Here is a 19959-nt window from a genome sequence, read left to right as displayed (position 1 = left end):
ATTGACCATGGTCAGGGCGGGACCTCAGCATCCGGACCACCCGCTCACGCGTCTCGCTCAGGTGCCTGGCCATCGTTCCCATCGTGACTGATCAAGCGGAGCGAACCTCGGCGCGAACCACGCCCGCCCGCTTTCGGACTGAACGTCTCAACGGTCCCTACGTACCAAGACTCAATCCCAGGAATGCGGCCCCGCAGGCCACCCAGGCCGATACGCTCGCACCGCCACTCCAACACTCACAAGGTCTCGGTTCATATGCGCGCGATTCGTCTTGCTGCTCCCGTAGTTGTCATGCTCGGCCTCGCTCTGACGGCTTGCGGCGAAGAGAAGGACGTGGCGATGCCCGACGTCACCGGGCAGAAGCTCGACGTCGCCTACGACAAGATCAAGAACGCCGGGTTCGAGGACAAGGACAAAGTCAAGATCGAAGGCGGCGGCACCTTCGGCGTCGTCATGGAAGGCAACTGGACCGTCTGCGAGCAGGAGCCCACCGCCGGGGAAACCATCAGCGGCGAGACGACCCTTACCGTCGATCGGTCCTGCGACGATGGCAAGGACGACGAGCCCTCCGACGAGACGAGCGAGGACCCCGACGAGTCGCCGTCTACCGCGCACACCCCGACTGCGGTGCCCACTCCGCAACTTCCCGCGATCCTCACCACGAAGAACAACGCCGACCTGAAGGCGCTCCTTGCCCTCGGAGACAACTGCTCGAACAAGGTCGCCAAGTTCGCCAGGACGTACGCCGGCAAGACCATCGAGTTCAGCGGGTCCATCCTGGCTATGCAGCCCCACGGCAACTACGAAACTCGGTTCGACTTCCTCATCGGGGCGGGAGACTTCGACCCGAACTCGGCCACCGGACCGTCGTTCCAGTTCCGAGACAAAAACACCGTGTACGACCTGCACCTTGAAGGAAAGAACATCCCGGAGTACGTCGAGGTCGGCCAGAACTACACGTTCACCGCTGAGGTCGGCGAGTACAACCGCAACACGTGCCTGTTCCAGCTGACCCCGATCGAGACGCGGACCCGCTGACCGGGTCGAACGTGCCGTCGCGGTCGCGTCCCTGACCAAGCTCGACCGGTCGATCTCGGTCAGCTCGGTCTTGGACCGGACCCGTTACGTTCGTTCGTCCCCCTCTTCCCATTGCTGCCTCCTGGTGCCGGGCACCGGAATCCAATCAGCCGACTCCACACAACCGAAGACGCGCCAGCCTCCATCACACCCGGCACGCGACAGTTGCCCTGATCCGATGTTTCAACGACAAGCAAGAGGCTGGGTTGCCAGACTGTCACAGGCAGCCAATGTCAGCCCTGGATTGGAGAACGATGCCCGGCGAGCCCAGCACTGTCGACAGGAAGCCGCGCTCAACCTCGACGGCTGATCGGGAACGCATCACCGCCGGGCTTCCGCCCCGGGTCAGCTACGTCGACCTCAACGCGAAGCAGAAGGAGATCTTCAACTTTCAGAAGGTTGCAGCGCTCCTCGCCGACTACGGGTTCAACTGCATCAAGCTCGCCGACGACTGGCAAGGGGCCGATTTCCTCGCGTATCACTTCGCGTGGGAGCACACCCTTCGCGTTCAGCTCAAGACCTCACTGACTATCGGAACAAAGTACGCCGGCAAAGGTCTGCACATGGCCTTCCATATCAAGGGCCTCTGGCACATCGTCGACCACGACACCCTTGTCGATCTGTGTGGTCAGCACACGAGCTACCTGGACACCGCCGCATGGAAGGACAACGGCCTGTACACGACAACGCACCCCAACCCCCGACTGCGGGCGGCGCTCGCCCCCTACGCTCTGCGCAACGGCGACGCGGACGAGGTGTCGACCAGCCCGCTCAGCACGACTCAGCATCTGGTGCAGCCGAACGGCGACACCGCTCACGTTGCCGCTGCGAGTGGTCCGAAAGCGGCGAGGTTCGAAATCGTCGCGGGCCCAACGTCAACCGGACCGCTGACTAAGAAGCACGCTGTCCTTGCCGCGATCCAGCTACTGGCTGAGTCGGGCGTGAGTGGGGAGCAGATCCAATCGGTCGTCAAGACCGGCCCGTTCCGCTCACTGCCTGGGAGCATCGAGCCACGCGACCTGTGGCCGGCGATGGCAGCACGGTATGAGCTGGCGAGCGGCGAGGAGAAGCTCTGGTTCCTCGACGACCCCATCTATGAGGGCGGGAAGACCTGGGTTCTTCGCAACAACGTGTGGGGGCCGAACACCGAGGACAAGCTGCGCGCCCTGTGCGCCCTCGCGCCAAGAGCCGTCTCCTTTCGAGTGGTGTAGGCACAGAACCCGCGAGTGGGGGTGGGCATGTCAGGAGCGGTTGGTCCAGTCTGGACGGATGGCGACGACGGCCGGTATGCCGGGAGGTTTCCGCTCGCCGTCGAGCGCCATGCGATGGCCCAGGTGGGGCATCTGATGCCTGGCATCACGACAGTCACGCCCCACGCGCGGTACTACACGCTTCACGCCGCGGTGTTCGCTGAGGCGGCGAAGCGGTCGCTGGACCTCGCGGAGACGAGGCGCCTATTGCGGCGTGTCGAGGTTGTAGTCGGCGCTATTTCGATTGCCCATGGGTCCGCAGATACAGCGGCGCACGCCGGCATGCGATCGCCGCACGGCTCGGACTATCTCAGTTCACGCGTGGCTAACGGCGTCGACATCGACGGCCTCTCCGCCGACGGCGCCTACGCGAAGTCCGGGTGGGGATTCTGGGGGCCCTACCTTGCCTCGGAGTTCACCATGGGGCTGCTCGCCTCGGAGGGAAAGGCGACCGTCCCCGGACCCAACGCAGACCGCACCGCACTATGCGAGGGATTCGACGGCCTGTTCGATCTCGCCGCACGTCCGACTCTGTCGCAAGACACACTCGTCGACGCTCACCACCTGTGCATGTGCGGAGCTCGAGCATCGGCTGACGGGCGGATGCTGCAGCAGCTTCTCATGCCACGTTCATCGGCAAATATGCACCACGACGACCGGCGATCGCAGTCGTTGCGGATGCTGCTCCGCCTGACCGAGATGGCCCCTGAGACGGCCGCCCGAAACCTGGACCAAGCCCTTGCCTTCGGTGAGGTCGGCAAGGACCCGTCCCTGAGCTCTCTTGAGGTCCTACCCGCGTGGACAGGCGTCGCGCTGCGCAACTTCACGGTCGCGGGCTGGCGGAACCTATGGCGCCATCTCGTCGGCGCGATCGAGGGCTTCATGTCGATCGACGCACTGGGTAGTGCGCTCGCCGACGACCTGCCAGTGGGCACCGTTCGGGAGTTCGTCGACTCACGGCCCGCGGGAATGGACGGATCACGCCTCATCGGAGCCGAGTTCAGTCACGAGGTGCAGGACCTCGGGCCGGCCGAGCGTTACCTCTCGCGCCTGGTCATCGGTGCCAGCCGTGCCGGTCGTCTCGAGCCCCGAACTCAGGCGTACTTTCAAGGGGGTCGCGATGAGCAGTATCAGCAGCTGACCCCGAGTTGGCTTCAGGATCGGCTGGCCGAATGGGCCGATCGTCCGCTGCGCGACTTCGCGGTCTGGGTGACCCAGCAGCTGGTCGCCCGCGCTGAACGTATTGCGCTCACGAAGGCTTCGTTCGACGCCGGGACCGGGCGCTTCAGGGTGCCGACCCGCGTGTATGTCCGTGACGGGTACGTGTTCAAGGACTCAGACGAGGGAGGCGGCGGTGTCGCCCTTCGGTGGAACTCGGCGTTCGAGGTCATGGCCGGTATCGGTCTGGTCTCACGTGTCGACGAGCGGTGGGAGCTCACCGAGTCCGGGAGGGCCGCGTGACTGCGACAGCAGCTCAGGCCGCAACCCTCTACCCGTACGTGCTGGAAGAGGAGCAGCACCGCGACCAGCAGGTCGAGGAAGCGCTCGTCCTGACGTTCAACGTCGACCTCGGGTTCTTCGAGGCGCGTCTCCTGGGTTTGATGAGAGCCACCGGCGCGCGGATCACCGTCGTCGCTGACGCGAACGTGTGGGTGCCGGACGTCCGCGCGGTGAGGCACGCCGGACGCTCGTACCAGTTCGGTCTGGTCGACCAGCCGGGCGCGTTTCATCCCAAGCTGACCGTTCTCGTGGGACCGAAACGCGCGCTCGCCGCGGTCGGCTCTGGAAACCTCACGCTGGGCGGTTGGCAGTACAACCGCGAGCTCCTCACCGTTTTCACCGGCGGCGTGGACGGCATGCCGATCGCTTTCGCTGGCATCCGCGATGCGCTTTCTGGGCTCGGCCGGCTCGGGGTTCTGGACCCGATCACCTCACGGGGGGTCGCACGCACAGTCCGCTGTCTCGACGTGCTGCTCGACCGGGCTCCCCCGGTAGACACCGGGCATCGCGTCTACGCGTCGTGGGACGGCCCGCTGATCGAGCGGCTCCCGACGGACCCGGTCGCCGATCTGTACCTGTCTGCTGCCTTCCACGACAACAACGCGAACGGTATCCGCCGGCTCCTCGACCAGCTGCAACCTCGAACGGTCGCCATCGCGTTGCAGCCGGGCTGGACTGACGTCGATCCTGTCGCGCTCGACGCAACGCTAACGAGCTACCGGGAACGGATGGGCGCAGACGTCACTCTGCTGCGGGATCCGGAATCGCCGGGAACGAGCAAGCAGCGGTACCGCCATGGAAAGTTGATCGAGTGGGTCACGTTCGACGGGTCCCGATCCGCGATGACCGGCAGTCCCAACCTGTCGGCCGCCGGACTACTCAACCGTCCAGTCAGCTTCGGCAACTACGAGCTCGCTGTCGTCGGTCCGGTCGAAACCAGCCTGTTTCCCGGTGGGGAGCCGATCCAAGCCGACGCCATCCCGGCCCGAGTCGACGCGGACGATGGCGTTGCGAACGGGTCGAGCGCCCGCGCAGTGCGTGTGCTGGCGGCCACGATCAAGGACAACCAGCTGTCGGTCTTCCTGAGCGGTATCAGCGACGGAGACGTCGTGGTCGAGATCTCGCACCGCAGTGACCACCCAGATCTCTGGTCCCTCCTCGGTGAGATTCCGGAAGGGAGTGCGTCCGGCGTCTTCGAGACGTCGGTGCCGGCGGGGTCCCGTGTCCGCACCGCCCACGCGGTGATCGGGCCCACGGCTCCGGTGTTTGTGACCGACGAAAATCGGGTCAATGCTCGGGCGACGCCCGCAGCGAAGCCTTCACGGCTCCATCGGTCCCGAGCGGCTGACCTGTTCGGCGATGACCTCGAACTGCTCAACCTCATCCAGGCTGAACTCGCAGGGTTTGCCAGCGACGTCACGAACGCCCGGCTGCCCCCCTCGCCTGGCGCCAGCGAAGGCGAGCAGGTCAATCTCGATCGAGGCGCAACCGACCCGTTCGAGCCGTGGCTATGGCTTCAAACCGACAGTGACCGCCGTTACGGTCCCAGCCTCACCTCGTGGCTGCTCGCTCTCCCGATGTCGGCGACGCCCGACTCCTCGCCGGTGCCGTGGGGCGACATCATCACCGACGAACAAGCCGTCGGTCTCCAGGGCGACGAGGAGGCCGCCGAGGTCGACGAGACCCTCACCGAAAAGGGGGCCGAAGCTGCTGCAGTGGAGGCCGTGGACCATACCGACGACGCAGAGCACCTGCGGAAGTCGCGCCGAACCTGGGCAGTCAAGGCCGCAGGCCAGGCCACCGCCCTGACTGTCCCGTCGCGGCTGCTGGTCCTCCGGATCACGCTCGCGTTGTGGACCGCGGGGAACTGGGAAGAGGATGATCAGCAACCGTTCGATCTGGTGCGCGACCTTGTCCGCGGCCTTCCTGCACCCGACCAACCCCGGGAGATCGAGGAGCGCGTTGCGTCGCTGGCCGCTGTTGCACTCACCGTGATGCGCCAGCGAACGGACGTGATGGTGGGCAGCGGGCCCACCGTGCGGTTCACGCAAGCTCGTGACGCCGTCGGACACCTCGTGGAGGCAGCGAGTGAGGAATCAATCGAGGCGTACGTAACGGGCCTGAGAACCGTGAACGGTGGCACCCTGACCACCAGCCACGTCATCCGCACCCGCGACGACCTCCTCGGCCACGACCCCCTCGCCGAGCTCTCGTCGGCGATGGAGGCCAGGGGACTCGACTTCCATCGCCCATCGCTTACCTCGATGCACATCCTCGGCGGCGGCCAACCGCCCGCGTTGACGGCGTTAGAGGCCATCGGATTCGCGCAGGACCACGACGGGATCGTCGTCTGGGTCACGACGGAAGCCGGCGCTTGGGCCTGCGTGGCGTGGCGATCACCCGATCTGGTCACCGTCTTCAGCCACGAGCACAGCCCGCGCTGGCGCCACCAGCAACTTCGCCCGCGCCGGCGCCCCGCCGACGCGGCTCGGGCGTTGCGCGGCGCACTTCGAAGCGGCGAGGGGACCGGGCTACTCCCTGACGTGGTGAACCGACCGAAGCACCACCGAACCGATGAGGCCGCGGCGGTGCTGACGTCGCTGGGTGTGGATTCGCCTGAAAGTCCGCCATGCTGCATCGGCCATTCCTCGGACGCTGCGAGGGGGACGTTGGACGGTGGCCTCTCGGACGAAGACAGGGCTGGGTGAACATCGCGAACGTTGCGCCGACGCAGCTCAGAGCCGGCCATCCGCCAGCAAGCAGGTCACATTGCTGGATCAACGGCGCACGGAGCCGGGGCAGTCCACCGGAGACGGCGCGGACGCTGGCAGGGCACCAGCTTCGGTGTGGATGCTCCGGCGAACTCGGGGTGAGCTTGCCGGAGTAGACCCGCTTTGGCCCTCCTTGCTGTGGAGGGGCCCGGCCGACTCGACCCGTTACGACATGCTGTCGGGCCGGGGGGAAGGGTCCGGAAACGACGTTGGGTACGTACTCCAAGTGCGACGACAACATCGCCGAACTGGGCCCCTCACCGGTGCAGACATCCCCGAAGTCATCGACGAAGAAGAAGGCTCCGTTTCGTCGCAAACGTTGGCGAGTTCATCGCGGATCAGTGTCTCTTCTTGCTGAACCCATCTCAACGGGAATCGGCTGTGGTGGGAGTTCAGGCGCTGCCGGGATCCGTTGAGTATCCGCGCGTGCCGACCGCATAACAGCAGCTGACTCGGCAGTCACCCGCTTCAGTAGAGCCAATCCTTGCTCAGCCACTCGTCTCGCATCGGCGACCCGTTCGTCCCAACCAAGATTGTCCACCGCAGACAGCTTCGCGAACTCGTGAATCCAACGGGCCCGGTCTCGACTCCAGGCGGTGACCTCCGCGAACAGGGCGACGTCGTCGACGCCTGGGATTGTCGCAAACCGGCGTTTGAGTTCGACGACGGCCTCACCCACGGTTCCAAACTTCACGGGACTTCCATCAATCAGCGAAAGCAGAGCCTCAAGCCGGTCGGCCATGAGCGACTCCACCAGCGCGATCGTTTCGAGGAAATACCCATCGTCATAAGCCGACTGGGCGCGAGTTAGCGCGTGCCGATACAACGCACCACGCTCCTGCCCGACGGCTTCGTTGTACCGAGCGCGCTGACGGGCATGTTTGCGCGGCATGCACTGAAGTGTATACCGAATGACGGCCAGCCTCTCGATCCCGAGATTCGATGAATACCGGGCAGGAACTACCACCCAGCCCACCGTTCATCGGACAGACCCCGTACGCTCTTCAAGTGGAGGAATGCGCGAGGGACGCGACCGAGGCCAACCCGCCGACGTGGTGGGATTGGGTGTGGAGAGAGGCCCCCGACAGCTATTGCGGCAGCGCGTCCGAGTTGACGCTGGCCGAGCGTAAGGAACTGCTTGCCATCCGTGGGATGAATCCACTGTGGTCATCGACTCGTCGACCCACCGACGAGTCACGTTGGTATCGCTGCCCTCTTACCGCTGGACACGACGGGCCGCACGCCACATTCATCGGGAACCTGAGCACCGATTTCCTCGAATCGTCCTGGGTGGAAGTCCGAGACCGTGGCTACTACCTCTCCAGCTGGTACCTCACTTGGGGACCGGGGTCCGAGGCGCCGAGAAGTATTGACGCCTTGGCTCCCTGCTTCGGTGAGGAGCCGGACGCCGAGGGGACCCTTTGGAGCTGCGGACTGATGGCTGATCATTCCGGGTTGTGCCGCGCAACGGTACGTGCTGCGGTCGATGGAGACGACGAAGAGTACTAAGCCACCGGGGCTTTCCGCCGAGGCTCATCGAATTAGTGGCGTTGGAATCCCAGCACTCCGCGAACGATGGCGCTCGCCGAACTTCCCCAGTGATGTTCATCGGAAGTCCCCACCCTGGGCGGTGGTCACGGTAGCGGTCGGCGGGTGCCGGTCGCGGTGGATCGGAGTGCTTCGTTCCTGGCGTGGTGGTCGCGCAGGCGGTAGAACCCGCCGTCGAGGTTGAGCACGACGGAGCGGTGCAGGAGCCGGTCGAGCATCGCGGCGGCGACGGTGGTGTCGCCGAGGATCTCACCCCAGCCCGCGACGCCGCGGTTGATGGTGAGCACGATGCTGGTCGTGAGGTAGCGCCGGGACACGACCTGGAGCCGTGCCGAGGCGGCTTCGCCGGGCAGCGACAAGTAGCCGAGCTCGTCGAGACCAAGAGCGTGGGTCCGGCGAAGAACTGCACGGTGGTGGCCCAGCGGCCCTCGATCGCGGCGCGGTGGCAGCGGGCGGCAAGGTCGGCGGCGGTGGTGAGGTAGGTCCGGAACCCGCCTCGGCGGCGGTCCGTCCGATTCCGACGGCCAGAAGCGTCTTCCCGACGCCGGGTGGCCGATCAACTACACATTCGACGCGGAGTCCAGGGCCGGTAGGTCGCGAGCTCGTCGACTCGAATAGTTCCTCACCGTCCAACTTGCGCGGCTCAACTGGCGCGCAGCCGCGCGCCGAAGGACCCCCACTTCAACGTTGTGCCAGCCTGCATGCTCGAGAACTTGTTCCCGGCTTGCTCGCCTGAGTGCGAAAGCCCCGAGACGTGGCGCTGTCGGGATGTCTCCGTAGGTGGGCATCGGCTCAGTGACCAGGCGGATTCGCGGTCGGCTTCACGTTGCCAGAAACGGGTGGGCGGATTCTTTGGTGTCCATAGCCCTCCGAACACGCCGGGGCGGTTCAGACTGCCGGGTTGCCGGTTCTATCGGCAAATGCGAGTAGCACCATCGAGACACTCCTTCGATGGACGCGACGTTGTGCCGGAGACCGTTCTACGGTGCCCGGCATGAAACCTGCACTCGTGTCCGTGACCGGGGCCGTCGTGTCCGCTCTCGTCTCGGCCGTCGTTGCTGCCCTGACGTCGTACGGGGTCCTCGCCTGGCAGGCAAAGATCGACGGCGACACGGCCCGCCGCGAGTCGTTCTCCCTCTGCTGGCAGCTTCAGGACGACATCACCGGACTTCTCGCGGCAGGGATGCCGGCACCAGTTGTCGTAGAGCGGCTGGTCTTCGCCGCCTCGCAGGACGGCGACGACGAAGACTGGAGCGACATCGACGGCGCGTACCCGTGCCAGTTGACGTCACGGGCCGAACTCATGTCTCTCGTTGACGAGCTCGCGGCCGGCGGACAGCTCGCCCGATGGGTAGGCGTCACTCGCTCGCCTACCCGGACGGTGACCACGGACACTGCCGTGGCCGTGACCCGTGAGACACCTGGCTTCCGCCTGATGAGGTGGCGGACTGTGGCGTGCCGGGTTCAGTGGAGACTCTGAACTGATGCTCCGGGCAGACGGCCGACGACCCGCGGTCCCTTCGGTGAGCCGGCAGACGCCGGCGCGGCCCTCCGGGTATGTATTGCGGCGGCGCCGCGTCCCCGCACCATCAACCGCGTTGGAGAACACCAACCGTTCCTCAACAGCGGCTTCGGCGTTCCCGATCGACCATGCCCACCGGAGTTAATAGTCCGAACCTCGCACGTCAGCACTATTCTCCTGATCCCCCAGAGGCCCGTGGCGGTCAGTATGCAGCAACGCGAGGGGACGGGGGCCGGGACCCGGTGCGCCCGAGGCTCGCAGCGGCGTCGGAGAGGGGCACAGATCCCGTGGCGTCACTGGAGTACGTCGACGTACGCTCGGCGGGCTGGCAAGGCGACGGAGGATCGATGGACCCGCAGACCGCCCCGGCCGACCGGGCCCTCGACCGAGGGGCGCTGCGTCGGGCGACAGCGGTGCTGTGCGTGACCGAGATCGTCAGCTGGGGCGTCCTGTACTACGCGTTCCCGGTGGTCCTGTCGGAGCTGGTCGCGGACACCAGCTGGCCGAAGGGCGCCGTCGTCGCAGCGTTCTCGGTGAGTCAGGTGGTCGCCGGCCTGACCGGTGTCGCCGTCGGCCGGTGGATCGACCACCGTGGTCCGCGCGTCGTCATGACGGCAGGCTCCGCGCTCGGGGTCGTCGCGGCATCGGCGGTGGCCTGGGCGCCGAGCCTGCCCTGGTTCGTCGCCGCGTGGCTGCTGGTCGGGGTCTCCTCCGCGGCGACCCTCTACGCACCTGCGTTCGCGGCGCTGACCCACTGGGGCGGCGTGCGCCGGGTGCAGGCGCTGACGGCCGTGACGCTGGTCGCCGGCCTGGCCAGCACGGTGTTCGCCCCGTTCGCGGCGGGGCTCCTCGACGTCCTGGGGTGGAGGGGGACGTACGGGGCCCTCGCCGCGGTGCTGCTGGTGACGGTCCCGCTGCACTGGTGGGGGCTGAACCACCCGTGGCCCCAGGTCGCCACGCGGGCGACGGCGTCGCCCCGTACCGCGGGTCTGCCCCCAGCGTCGCGGTCGAGCGCCTTCCTGGCTCTGACGGCCGCGATCTGCCTCGCCGCGGCCGCGATGTACGGCGCCGTGATCAACCTCGTGCCGATGCTGCTCGAACGCGGCCTCAGCACCCCGTCAGCAGCGGTCGTGCTGGGAGTCGGCGGAGTAGGCCAGGTCTGCGGCCGCCTGGGATATCGCCGCCTGGAGCGGGCCACTGGTGTCGCGGGCCGTACGACGCTGGTGCTGGCTGCGGTCGCCGCGACGACTCTCCTCCTTGCGGTCGTCCCCGGACCGTACGCGCTCCTCGCGCTCGTCTCGTTCCTCGCCGGGACGGCCCGGGGTGTGTGCACCCTGATCCAGGCGACCGCGGTGACGGACCGGTGGGGCGTGCGCCAGTACGGCGCGCTGAACGGGCTGCTGTCGGCACCGCTGATGTTCGCGGTCGCGCTCTCGCCCTGGCTCGGGACGGCGCTGGCGGAGTCGCTGGGAGGCTATCCCGAGGCCTTCGGCGTCCTGACGGCGCTGGCCGTCCTCGCCACGCTGCTCGCGCCGCTGACGATCCCGCGCCGACCGGTTCTCGCCTGATCAGCGAGCGGCGGTCTCGTCGAGTGCCGCGCCCAGGTCGGTCAACGCACCAGGGACGAGCGAGTAGTACGCCCACACACCGCGCTTCTCACGCGTCAGGAGCCCGGCGTCGACCAGGATCTTGAGGTGGTGGCTGACGGTGGGCTGGCTGAGTCCGACCGGCTCGGTCAGGTCGCAGACGCAGGCCTCGCCGCCGTCGTGCGCCGCGACGATCGAGAGCAGCTGCACCCTCGCCGGGTCGGCGAGCGCCTTGAACCGGCGCGCGAGGTCGCGGGCGGTCTCGGCGTCGACCGCCGTGCGCACGAGGGGCGCGCAGCAGGCGCCCGCCGTCGGGGTGATCTCGAGAGGGATCGTCGCGCTCATGCAGCCCATCTTGCCACGCATCGAAGAATGTGGATATATTCACCGCGCAGATATCGACGTTCTTCGATTGATCAGGAGTGGTGATGACCGAGATCGCACGTGAGAGTCTTCCGACGGTCGTGATCGGGGCCGGCCCCGTGGGCCTCGCCGCGGCGGCGCACCTCCTCGAGCGCGGCCTGGACCCGCTGGTGCTCGAGGCGGGCGAACAGGTCGGGGCGGCGATCGCCTCGTGGGGGCACGTGCGGCTCTTCTCGCCGTGGCGCTACGACATCGACGCCGCGGCGCAGCGACTTCTCGACACCACGGGATGGGACGTCCCCGACCTCGACGGGCTCCCGACCGGCGGCGAGCTCGTCGACCGCTACCTCGCCCCGCTCGCCGCCACTCCTCAGCTCTCCGGCCGCATCCGCACCAGCACGCGGGTCCTCGGCGTCTCGCGCCTGACGAACGACAAGACCCGCACGATCGGACGCGAGCGGCACGGCTACCGGGTCCGCGTCCTGACGGCCGACGGGAGCGTCGAGGACCTGTTCGCCCGCGCCGTCATCGACGCCTCCGGCACGTACGAGACGTCCAACCCGCTCGGCGTCGGCGGCCTGCCCGCACTCGGCGAGGCGGACGCGAGCCGGTTCGTCACCGGGCCGCTGCCCGACGTGCTGGGCAAGCAGCGCCCCCGCTTCGCCGGCCGCCACACGCTCGTGGTCGGGATGGGGCACTCCGCCGCCAACACTCTCCTCAGCCTCGTCTCGCTCGCCGAGGACGAGCCCGGCACCAGGATCACGTGGGCGATCCGCGGCGGCTCGGCGCGACGCCTGTACGGCGGGGGCACCGACGACGAGCTCCCTGCACGTGGGCTCCTGGGGACGCGACTGAAGGCGGCTGTCGACGCAGGTCGGGTCGAGCTCCGCACGTTCGTCGAGATCGACCAGCTCCAGGCGTCCGACGACCGCGTCCGCGTCGTCGGACGCTCACGCGACGCCGCGCTCGACCTGAGCGTCGATGCGATCGTGAACGCGACCGGGTTCCGCCCCGACCTCGACATGCTGCGTGAGGTCCGGCTCTCGCTCGACCCGGCACTCGAGTGCCCCGCGCAGATCGCGGAGGTGATCGACCCCAACTTCCACTCCTGCGGCACGGTGCCCCCGCACGGCGAGAAGCTGCTGAGCCACCCCGACGACGGCTTCTACATCGTCGGCATGAAGTCGTACGGGCGAGCGCCGACGTTCCTCCTCGCCACCGGCTACGAGCAGGTCCGTTCGATCGCGGCCGCCCTCGCCGGCGATCGTGCCGCCGCCGACGCGGTCGAGCTGAACCTCCCGGCGACCGGCGTGTGCTCGTCGGACCTGGCGCTCGACGCTGACGGCAACGAGGTCGCCGGCTCCTGCTGCGGGAGTGCCCCGGCCGAGCCGGAGCTCCTCACGCTCACGGCCGCAACCCCTGTCGGGATCGGCTTCGCCACCGGCGTCGCGCACGGCCGTTCCGGCGACTCCGAGAACAGCAGCTGCTGCGGCTGACGGTCAGCCCACCGAACCCGCGGGGGTGACGCCGAGCTCGTCGAGGAGGACCTCGACGCGGGCACGGATCTCGTCGCGGATCGGCCGGACGGCGTCGATGCCCTGGCCGGCGGGGTCGTCGAGCTTCCAGTCCTCGTAGCGCTTGCCGGGGAAGTACGGGCAGGCGTCGCCGCACCCCATCGTGATGACGACGTCGGATGCCTCGACCGCGTCGTCGGTCAGGACCTTGGGGACCTCGGCGCGGATGTCGATGCCGACCTCGGCCATCGCGTCGACCGCGACCGGGTTGATCTGCTCAGCGGGCATCGATCCCGCCGAGCGGACCTCTACCGCGCCTGCACCCAGTGCGGTGAGGAACCCGGCGGCCATCTGGGAGCGGCCCGCGTTGTGCACGCAGACGAACAGCACCTGGGGGCGGGAGTCGGTCATCGTTCTTCTCCTTCGAGCGCAGATCCTTCAGTGGGGAGGGTCAGGTCAGGAACCAGGTCGGCGAGCAGCAGGCGGACCCGTCGGTCGATCTCGCTCCGGATGGCCGCGAGCCCCTCGGGAGAGGCGAGGGCGGGGTCGCCGACGGACCAGTCGTCGTAGCGGACGCCGGGGATGACCGGGCAGACGTCACCACACCCCATCGTCACGACCACGTCCGCGGCGCGGACCGCGTCGTCGGTCAGCGGCTTCGGGTACGCCGTGCCGGGGTCGTCGACGAGAGTGGCGATCATCTCCTGGACGTCGGGGTGCACGGCCGTGGCGGGCGTCGAACCGGCCGACCGGACCACCACCCGGTCGCCGGCGTAATGCCGGACGAGGGCGGCCGCCAGCTGCGACCGCCCAGCGTTGGCGACGCAGACGAACAGCACCTGCGGGCGGGCGCCCTCGCGGTCGCGGACCAGGTCGTCCAGGCGCTGACGCGCGAACCGCGCGGTGAGGCTGATCAGGTGAGGCGTGACCGTGGCCGACCGGGCCAGCGCGGTGTACGACTCTCGCACCGTGGCGAGGACCAGAGCAGGCTCGACCGAGGACGAGGTGCCGAGCTCGTCGGCGAGCCGCACGAGGGCCGCGTCGACGTCGCTCAACCCGCTCTCGTTGCGTTCGTCGAGCCGGTGGTCGAGCACCGCCGGCGCGAACGAGTCCAGCAGCGTCGCCACCGCGGGCTTGAAGACGTCCGCCACTCGGTACCAGACCCAGGTGCCGCGACGCTCCGAGACGAGGACGCCGACGTCCTTGAGGACCTTCAGGTGGTGCGACACCGTCGGCTGCGAGACGTCAGCCAGCTCGGCGAGGTCGCACACGCACGACTCGCCGGTCGGGCTGGACGCGATCGCCGAGAGCATCCGGAGCCGGAGCGGCTCCGCGAGCGCCTTCAGCGTGGTCGCCAACGTCGACGCGACCTCCGTGCCGATGGCGTGCGACGCGGCGGCAGGCGTGCAGTCGGCGTCCACCAGCGGGAGCAAGGTCGTGGTCATCGAGACACCTCCTGCGGTGCGGCAGCGGGAGCGTACGGGTCGACACCGAACCACCGTCGGCCCAGCCACAACGACACGTAGACCAGCCCGACCAGGACGGGGACCTCGATGAGCGGTCCGACCACCCCGGCGAGCGCCTGCCCGGACGTGGCGCCGAACGTGCCGATCGCGACCGCGATCGCCAGCTCGAAGTTGTTGCCCGCCGCAGTGAACGCGAGCGTCGTCGACCGCGCGTAGCCCAGGCCGTACGCCTTCCCGGCCGCCATCCCCACGCCCCACATCACGGCGAAGTAGACCAGCAGCGGAAGAGCGATCCGGACCACGTCCCACGGGTTCGACGTCACCGCCTCGCCCTGCAGCGCGAACAGGAGCACGATCGTGAACAGCAGTCCGTACAGGGCCCACGGACCGATCCGGGGCAGGAACCGCTCCTCGTACCAGGCACGTCCCTTGCGCCGCTCCGCGATCCACCGTGTCGCGAACCCGGCGGCGAGCGGGACACCGAGGAAGACCACGACGTTCAGGGCGATCTGACCGACCGAGACGTCGAGCCCCTGGGTGTCCAGCCCGAGCCACTCGGGCAGCAGGGTGAGGTAGAACCACCCGAGCAGCGAGAACGCCACGACCTGGAACACCGAGTTCAGCGCCACCAGCACCGCGGCCGCCTCGCGGTCGCCGCACGCGAGGTCGTTCCAAATCACCACCATCGCGATGCAGCGCGCCAGTCCGACGATGATCAGCCCGGTCCGATACTCCGGCAGGTCGGCGAGGAAGATCCACGCCAGCGCGAACATCAACGCGGGCCCGACCAGCCAGTTCAGGACCAGCGAGCTCACCAGGAGCTTCTTGTCTCCGGTCACGGCGGCGACCTTGTCGTAGCGGACCTTCGCCAGCACCGGGTACATCATCACCAGCAGGCCCAGCGCGATCGGCACCGAGATGCCCCCCACCTCGAGCGCGGCGAGGACGTCGGACAGCCCGGGGACGAACCGGCCGAGCAGCAGCCCTGCAGCCATCGCCAAGCCGATCCACAGCGGGAGCCAGCGGTCGAGGGTGGAGAGCCGTCGGACGCCTGGGTCGGCGACGATCGGCGCGCGCTGTATCGACATGCATCTATTTTGATGCGTATCGATGCAGACGGTCAAGCAGACGATCTCCTCAGGGCCGTGGGCGCACCTTCGCCGTCGGCCGCGACGCGCGCGTCGTCGCGGCGTAACCGGCCTTCGTTCCCGTGACCTTCACCGAGATCCGCTTGCGCAGGTCCTTGCGGGTCAGCCGGTACGAGGTGCCGGTGGCTCCGCGGATCGCCTTGCTGTTGCGGTACCACCGTTGACGCAGCCGCACCCCGCTCCCCCAGCTGCCGCGCGACACTTTCAGCACCTTCCCGACGCGCGCCGTGCCGCGGATCTTCGGCGTCGCCCCGACGAGGCGGCCGGGCAGGACCGCCGCGGTCGCGTTGCTGGTGGCGGCCCGCGCGACGTACCCCGTGGCCGAGGCGGTGACCCGCACGGAGAGGCGCCTGCCGACGTCCGCGGCGACGAGCCGGTACGTCGCACCGGTCGCACCCGGGATCGCGGCACCGTTGCGCAGCCACTGGTACGCCTTGCGCACGGCCGCGGGGCTCCACCGGTCCGACGTGGCCGCGAGCGTCGCCGGATAGCGGACCGACGTGACGATCCTCGGAGCAGCGAGGTTGCTGATCCGCGGCAGGTCGCAGGTGTAGAGCTCGATGTCGTCGAGGTACCAGCCGTAGACCGCTCCGACCGGGTCCCCCCGCACGGTGAACACCGGCCGGACGGCGGACCCGGCGAACGACGAGACGTCGACCCTGCTGGCGACCCAGCCGAAGCTGTCGCCGCCGAAAGCCTTCTTGCCGGCGTTCGGGTTGGGGAAGCTCGGGTCCTCGACCAGGACGTCGTCGGGACCGTTGACCCACGGCAGCCCCGCGGTGTCGACGGGGGTCCCGGTCGTACGGGCCAGCTCGACGGTGCCACCGTCTCAGCCGAGGCCGCTCGCCGGGTCCCACTCGAAGACGCGCCACTGCTGGAAGTGCAGGTACGACTTCTGCCCGCTCGGCACCGTGACAGGGGTGCGCGCCGTCAGCGACGAGGCGTACGGGTCTCCGGCGCTCGGCAGCGGGTCGAGCCCGAACCACGACTCCGTCCCGGACGTGGCGTTGGGCGGCACCAGCTCCGGGTCACGCGTCCACAGCGCGCCGGCGACGAAGGTGGTCGTCGGGGTTCCGGTCTCGCTGTCGAGAAGCGTCCGCTTCGTGGTGCCCGCCGGGCAGGTGTCCGGTGCGTCCGCGGGTTGCGGCGCGTTCGTCGGGGTCTGGTCGAGCTCCGTCGCCGCGACCGCGCTCCGGACCTGCTGGCAGTCGTCGGCCGTGAAGCCGTCCGCCGAGGCGGCCACGAAGTCGTCGCAGGTCTGGACCAGGACGTTGCCGAGGTCGGCGTAGTCGCTGCCGGACAGCAAGGACTGCAGCACCGCGAGGTAGAGCGTCGCCGACTGGGTGAGCGACGTGTCGCCGGCGTCCAGGCCGGTGACCGTGCGGCCGTTGAACGAGCCGCCCTGCGAGATCAGGAAGAACGTCTTGTTGCCGACCCCGCTGTTGAGGTGCACACCGCCCTGGTCCTGGTACGGCGGGTTGCCGAGGTCGGCGAACCACAGGTCGCTGGTCATCCGGTCCGGATGGTCGAAGCGCGTCGGGTCTGCCATGTCGCGTGCCGCACCGATGTCGAGGTCCTCGCCGATCGACCAGTCCGACGGATCGTCCGCCGCGGTCACGTGGCGCCTGTCGACGATCTCCCCCATGACGTCCGACATCGACTCGTTGATGGCCCCGGACTGCCCCCAGTAGAGGAGGTTCGCGGTCTTCTCGGTGACACCGTGAGTGAGCTCGTGCGCGACGACGTCGTCGGCCTGCGCGAAACCTTCGCCGAAGACCATCTGGTCGCCGTTCCAGAACGCGTTCTCGTACGGGCACGGCTGCTGCGCGTCGAGGTAGCAGAAGCGGACCGTCGAGGCGAGCCGCTTCGTCCCGCCCACGTCGAGCCCGAGGAGCTCCGTGAGGTCGGGACCACCGATGGCGTCGTAGAAGCCCGAGGTCGCACCGCCCAGGTCGTACGCGTCGTCGACGTCGGACAGCCCCGTCGACGGCTGGCCCTCGACCCGCGCGAAGCCCGCCGTGCACGGCGACGGCTCGTCGACGCGGACGTTGGCGTTGTCGCAGACCACCCGGTCGAGGGAGGCGATCAGGTCCTGGTCGGCGAGGAGGCGACCGTTCGTGGCGTCGACGAGGACCATCCGGCGCAGGCTCGGGCCGCCGACGGCCTCGAACCGCCAGGCGGTGCGGGCGCCGAGGACGGAGGTGAGTCCCGAGACCGCGGGGTCGATCACCTAGGTGCCTTGGGAGACCAGCCGGAACCGGCCCTCGGTGACCTTGGAGACCACGGCGCGAGCGGTCGCGGAGGCGGTCGCCTCCGTCACGGTGACGGCGCTGCGCCTCGTCGCCGCGGACGCGGTCGAGAGGATCGAGCCGAGCTGACGGTCCGGCCGCAGCGACACGGCGAGCTCGCCGCCGAGCACCGGCACGCCGTCGATCTCCTGGCGGTAGCGGACGACGTCCTGGCCGGCGGCGTTGCGGGTGCTGCGGGTGCGCACGAGGTCGGTGCCCGGGTCCACGCCGAACGCGGCACCGTAGCGCGCCAGGTGCGCGCGTGCCGCCGCAGCCACGCTGGAGCCCTCGTCGACACCGGGGTTGTCGACGCTCCCCACCGCGGCGCCGGCGAACGCGAGCACCCCGTCCGCAGTCTCGGTCGCGAGCGGGGCCGTCGCGTCGGCGCGCAGGCGTGCCTTCGCCGCCGCCGCCTCGTCGGCGGGCACCGGGTCGACCGGTGCCGCGGAGGCACGGCCGGGAGCCGCCAGACCACCCGTCGTGAGCGCTGCGGCCAGGGCGAGAGCCCCGGCTCCTGTCCACCGTCGTGCGCGCATGGCTCTCCTCGGGACCGTCGGTCGCGGGTTCACGGGGGATCTCGGGCAATCTAACCCGGCGGTGGGGGCAGAGCACGGCGGCTGTCAGCCCCCGCCCGTACCCTGACGAGTCCGCGAGCCGGCAAGCCGGCCGACCGAAGGGACCACCCGTGGGCAGCAGGCGTACGAAGACCCGCGCTCCGCAGCTGGACGCGCTTGCCGTGGACGACCTCGTCGAGGGCACGGTGGACGACCTCCGGCCATCGGCAGACCTCGAGGGCCTCGTGCTCCGCGACCTCACGGCCGACGCCGTCGACCTGTCAGGTGGGCGGCTGCGCGAGTCCGTGCTCGAGCGCGTCAACGTCGCCGTGCTGCGCGGACCGCGCGCCACGCTTCGCGACGTGCACGTCGACGGAGGCCGGATCGGCTCCGCCGACGTGTACGACAGCACGTGGGAGTCCGTACGCGTCTCCGGGTGCAAGCTGTCCTTCGTCAACCTGCGCGGCGCCCACCTTCGCGACGTGGTCTTCGCCGACTGCGTGATCGACGAGCTCGACCTCGTGCAGGCGACGGCGCTGCGCGTGAGCTTCGTCGGGTGCACGATCGCCCGCCTCGACGTGCAGCACACGACCTCGACCGACCTCGACCTCCGCGGGGCCGAGCTGCGCGAGATCGTCGGTGTGACCTCCTTGCGCGGGGTCACGATCAGCCCGCTCCAGCTCACCCTCCTCGCTCCGCTCCTCGCCGACTCGCTCGGGATCCGCGTCGAGGACTGAGCGTCGGGGCGACCCGATCCGCCAAACGCCCGCGGGCGACCCTGGCGAACCGGTACGGTCCGGGCGGCAATCCCCCGACCCGAAGGTGATCACGATGACCGATCCGACCGTCCCGCCCGCGCCGGCAGAGCCCAACGACATCGCCAACACGCTCGCCCCCGAGGCCCGCCCGCTCCAGGCGGCACCGACACCCGCCGCGGACGCAGCCCCGTACGCCCCAGGGGTGCCGCAGGCCTACGCCCCCGGATCGGGTCCGGTCGGCAAGGTCCGCTCGACCGGCGTGTGCATCCTCCTGGCGATCGTCACGCTCGGCATCTACACGCTCGTCTGGTGGTACAAGACCCACGCCGAGATGAAGCGGCACTCCGGCACCGGGCTCGGCGGCGGCATCGCCCTGCTGCTCGCGTTCTTCGTCAGCATCGTGATGCCGTACATCACCTCGAGCGAGGTCGGCGGCCTGTATGAGCGGCGCGGACAGGCCAAGCCGGTCAGCGGCGCGACGGGCCTCTGGTACTTCCCGGGGATGTTCATCCTCGTCGGCCCGTTCGTGTGGTTCATCAAGACGAACGGCGCGCTCAACGCGTACTGGCGCTCGCTCGGCGCTCGCTGAGGGCACCGCCGCGAGCCGCGGGGCG

At 68.9% G+C, this 19959-nt stretch carries 18 protein-coding genes; 9 read left to right on the top strand and 9 right to left on the bottom strand.

Features of this window, described 5'->3' with window-relative positions; translation table 11 throughout:
* Positions 1 to 339: 339 nt before the first annotated feature.
* The 4 genes from ACQSSQ_RS01590 to ACQSSQ_RS01575 all read left to right on the top strand — a co-directional run bounded on the left by ACQSSQ_RS01590 (position 340) and on the right by ACQSSQ_RS01575 (position 6535).
* Positions 340 to 1038 (top strand): DUF4839 domain-containing protein, encoded by a 699-nt coding sequence (locus ACQSSQ_RS01590; protein WP_431325278.1) that lies wholly within the window; start codon positions 340 to 342, stop codon positions 1036 to 1038.
* A 293-nt stretch (positions 1039 to 1331) separates the two neighbouring features.
* Positions 1332 to 2288: a hypothetical protein gene (locus ACQSSQ_RS01585; RefSeq protein ID WP_431325277.1), complete on the top strand. Its 957-nt coding sequence runs from the start codon at positions 1332 to 1334 to the stop codon at positions 2286 to 2288.
* 27 nt (positions 2289 to 2315) lie between these two features.
* Entirely contained in the window at positions 2316 to 3788 is a 1473-nt protein-coding gene (locus ACQSSQ_RS01580) for a hypothetical protein (protein ID WP_431325276.1), read from the top strand.
* Positions 3785 to 6535 carry a phospholipase D-like domain-containing protein gene (locus tag ACQSSQ_RS01575; RefSeq protein ID WP_431325275.1) on the top strand — a complete coding sequence of 917 codons (2751 nt, stop codon included), beginning with the start codon at positions 3785 to 3787 and terminating at the stop codon, positions 6533 to 6535. Before ACQSSQ_RS01580 ends, ACQSSQ_RS01575 begins: the two co-directional genes overlap by 4 nt.
* A 391-nt stretch (positions 6536 to 6926) precedes the next feature.
* On the opposite strand, the gene ACQSSQ_RS01570 is transcribed toward ACQSSQ_RS01575, so the two are convergent.
* On the bottom strand, positions 6927 to 7490 hold the full coding sequence (locus tag ACQSSQ_RS01570; RefSeq protein ID WP_431325274.1) for a hypothetical protein: 564 nt from the start codon (positions 7488 to 7490) through the stop codon (positions 6927 to 6929).
* A 742-nt stretch (positions 7491 to 8232) separates the two neighbouring features.
* On the bottom strand, positions 8233 to 8706 hold the full coding sequence (locus ACQSSQ_RS01565) for an ATP-binding protein (RefSeq protein WP_431325273.1): 474 nt from the start codon (positions 8704 to 8706) through the stop codon (positions 8233 to 8235).
* A 434-nt stretch (positions 8707 to 9140) separates the two neighbouring features.
* On the opposite strand from ACQSSQ_RS01565, the gene ACQSSQ_RS01560 reads away from it, so the two are divergent.
* Complete coding sequence (locus ACQSSQ_RS01560; RefSeq protein ID WP_431325272.1) at positions 9141 to 9626, top strand: hypothetical protein; 486 nt, start codon at positions 9141 to 9143, stop codon at positions 9624 to 9626.
* 389 nt (positions 9627 to 10015) lie between these two features.
* A complete protein-coding gene (locus tag ACQSSQ_RS01555) occupies positions 10016 to 11236 on the top strand; it encodes an MFS transporter (RefSeq protein ID WP_431325271.1) in 1221 nt (406 codons plus the stop codon).
* Here ACQSSQ_RS01555 and ACQSSQ_RS01550 read toward each other — a convergent pair whose 3' ends face one another.
* Positions 11237 to 11599: a metalloregulator ArsR/SmtB family transcription factor gene (locus tag ACQSSQ_RS01550; protein WP_431325270.1), complete on the bottom strand. Its 363-nt coding sequence runs from the start codon at positions 11597 to 11599 to the stop codon at positions 11237 to 11239.
* A gap of 83 nt (positions 11600 to 11682) precedes the next feature.
* Between ACQSSQ_RS01550 and ACQSSQ_RS01545 the strand changes: the two genes are divergently transcribed.
* On the top strand, positions 11683 to 13113 hold the full coding sequence (locus ACQSSQ_RS01545) for an FAD-dependent oxidoreductase (RefSeq protein WP_431325269.1): 1431 nt from the start codon (positions 11683 to 11685) through the stop codon (positions 13111 to 13113).
* 3 nt (positions 13114 to 13116) lie between these two features.
* Here the strand turns inward: ACQSSQ_RS01545 and ACQSSQ_RS01540 are convergent, their stop codons facing one another.
* From ACQSSQ_RS01540 to ACQSSQ_RS01515, 6 genes are all read right to left on the bottom strand, one after another.
* Positions 13117 to 13542, bottom strand: a complete 426-nt coding sequence (locus ACQSSQ_RS01540) for an arsenate reductase ArsC (RefSeq protein ID WP_431325268.1) — start codon at positions 13540 to 13542, stop codon at positions 13117 to 13119.
* A complete protein-coding gene (locus ACQSSQ_RS01535; protein WP_431325267.1) occupies positions 13539 to 14576 on the bottom strand; it encodes a metalloregulator ArsR/SmtB family transcription factor in 1038 nt (345 codons plus the stop codon). Before ACQSSQ_RS01535 ends, ACQSSQ_RS01540 begins: the two co-directional genes overlap by 4 nt.
* The gene (arsB, locus tag ACQSSQ_RS01530; protein ID WP_431325266.1) at positions 14573 to 15685 is read right to left on the bottom strand and encodes an ACR3 family arsenite efflux transporter; all 1113 of its coding nucleotides are present in this window, start codon (positions 15683 to 15685) and stop codon (positions 14573 to 14575) included. Before arsB ends, ACQSSQ_RS01535 begins: the two co-directional genes overlap by 4 nt.
* Positions 15686 to 15734: 49 nt before the next feature.
* Entirely contained in the window at positions 15735 to 16364 is a 630-nt protein-coding gene (locus ACQSSQ_RS01525) for a hypothetical protein (RefSeq protein ID WP_431325265.1), read from the bottom strand.
* 210 nt (positions 16365 to 16574) lie between these two features.
* The gene (locus tag ACQSSQ_RS01520) at positions 16575 to 17975 is read right to left on the bottom strand and encodes a M4 family metallopeptidase (protein ID WP_431325264.1); all 1401 of its coding nucleotides are present in this window, start codon (positions 17973 to 17975) and stop codon (positions 16575 to 16577) included.
* The gene (locus ACQSSQ_RS01515) at positions 17976 to 18569 is read right to left on the bottom strand and encodes a hypothetical protein (RefSeq protein ID WP_431325263.1); all 594 of its coding nucleotides are present in this window, start codon (positions 18567 to 18569) and stop codon (positions 17976 to 17978) included.
* A gap of 149 nt (positions 18570 to 18718) precedes the next feature.
* Between ACQSSQ_RS01515 and ACQSSQ_RS01510 the strand changes: the two genes are divergently transcribed.
* A complete protein-coding gene (locus tag ACQSSQ_RS01510) occupies positions 18719 to 19324 on the top strand; it encodes a pentapeptide repeat-containing protein (protein WP_431325262.1) in 606 nt (201 codons plus the stop codon).
* Between the two features lie 94 nt (positions 19325 to 19418).
* The gene (locus ACQSSQ_RS01505) at positions 19419 to 19934 is read left to right on the top strand and encodes a DUF4234 domain-containing protein (RefSeq protein WP_431325261.1); all 516 of its coding nucleotides are present in this window, start codon (positions 19419 to 19421) and stop codon (positions 19932 to 19934) included.
* Positions 19935 to 19959 lie beyond the last annotated feature (25 nt).

The organism is Mumia spirodelae (assembly GCF_050632745.1).
Lineage (GTDB): Bacteria > Actinomycetota > Actinomycetes > Propionibacteriales > Nocardioidaceae > Mumia.
Note: the sequence above shows the minus strand (reverse complement) of the source record. Positions and strands in the feature narration are given on the sequence as shown.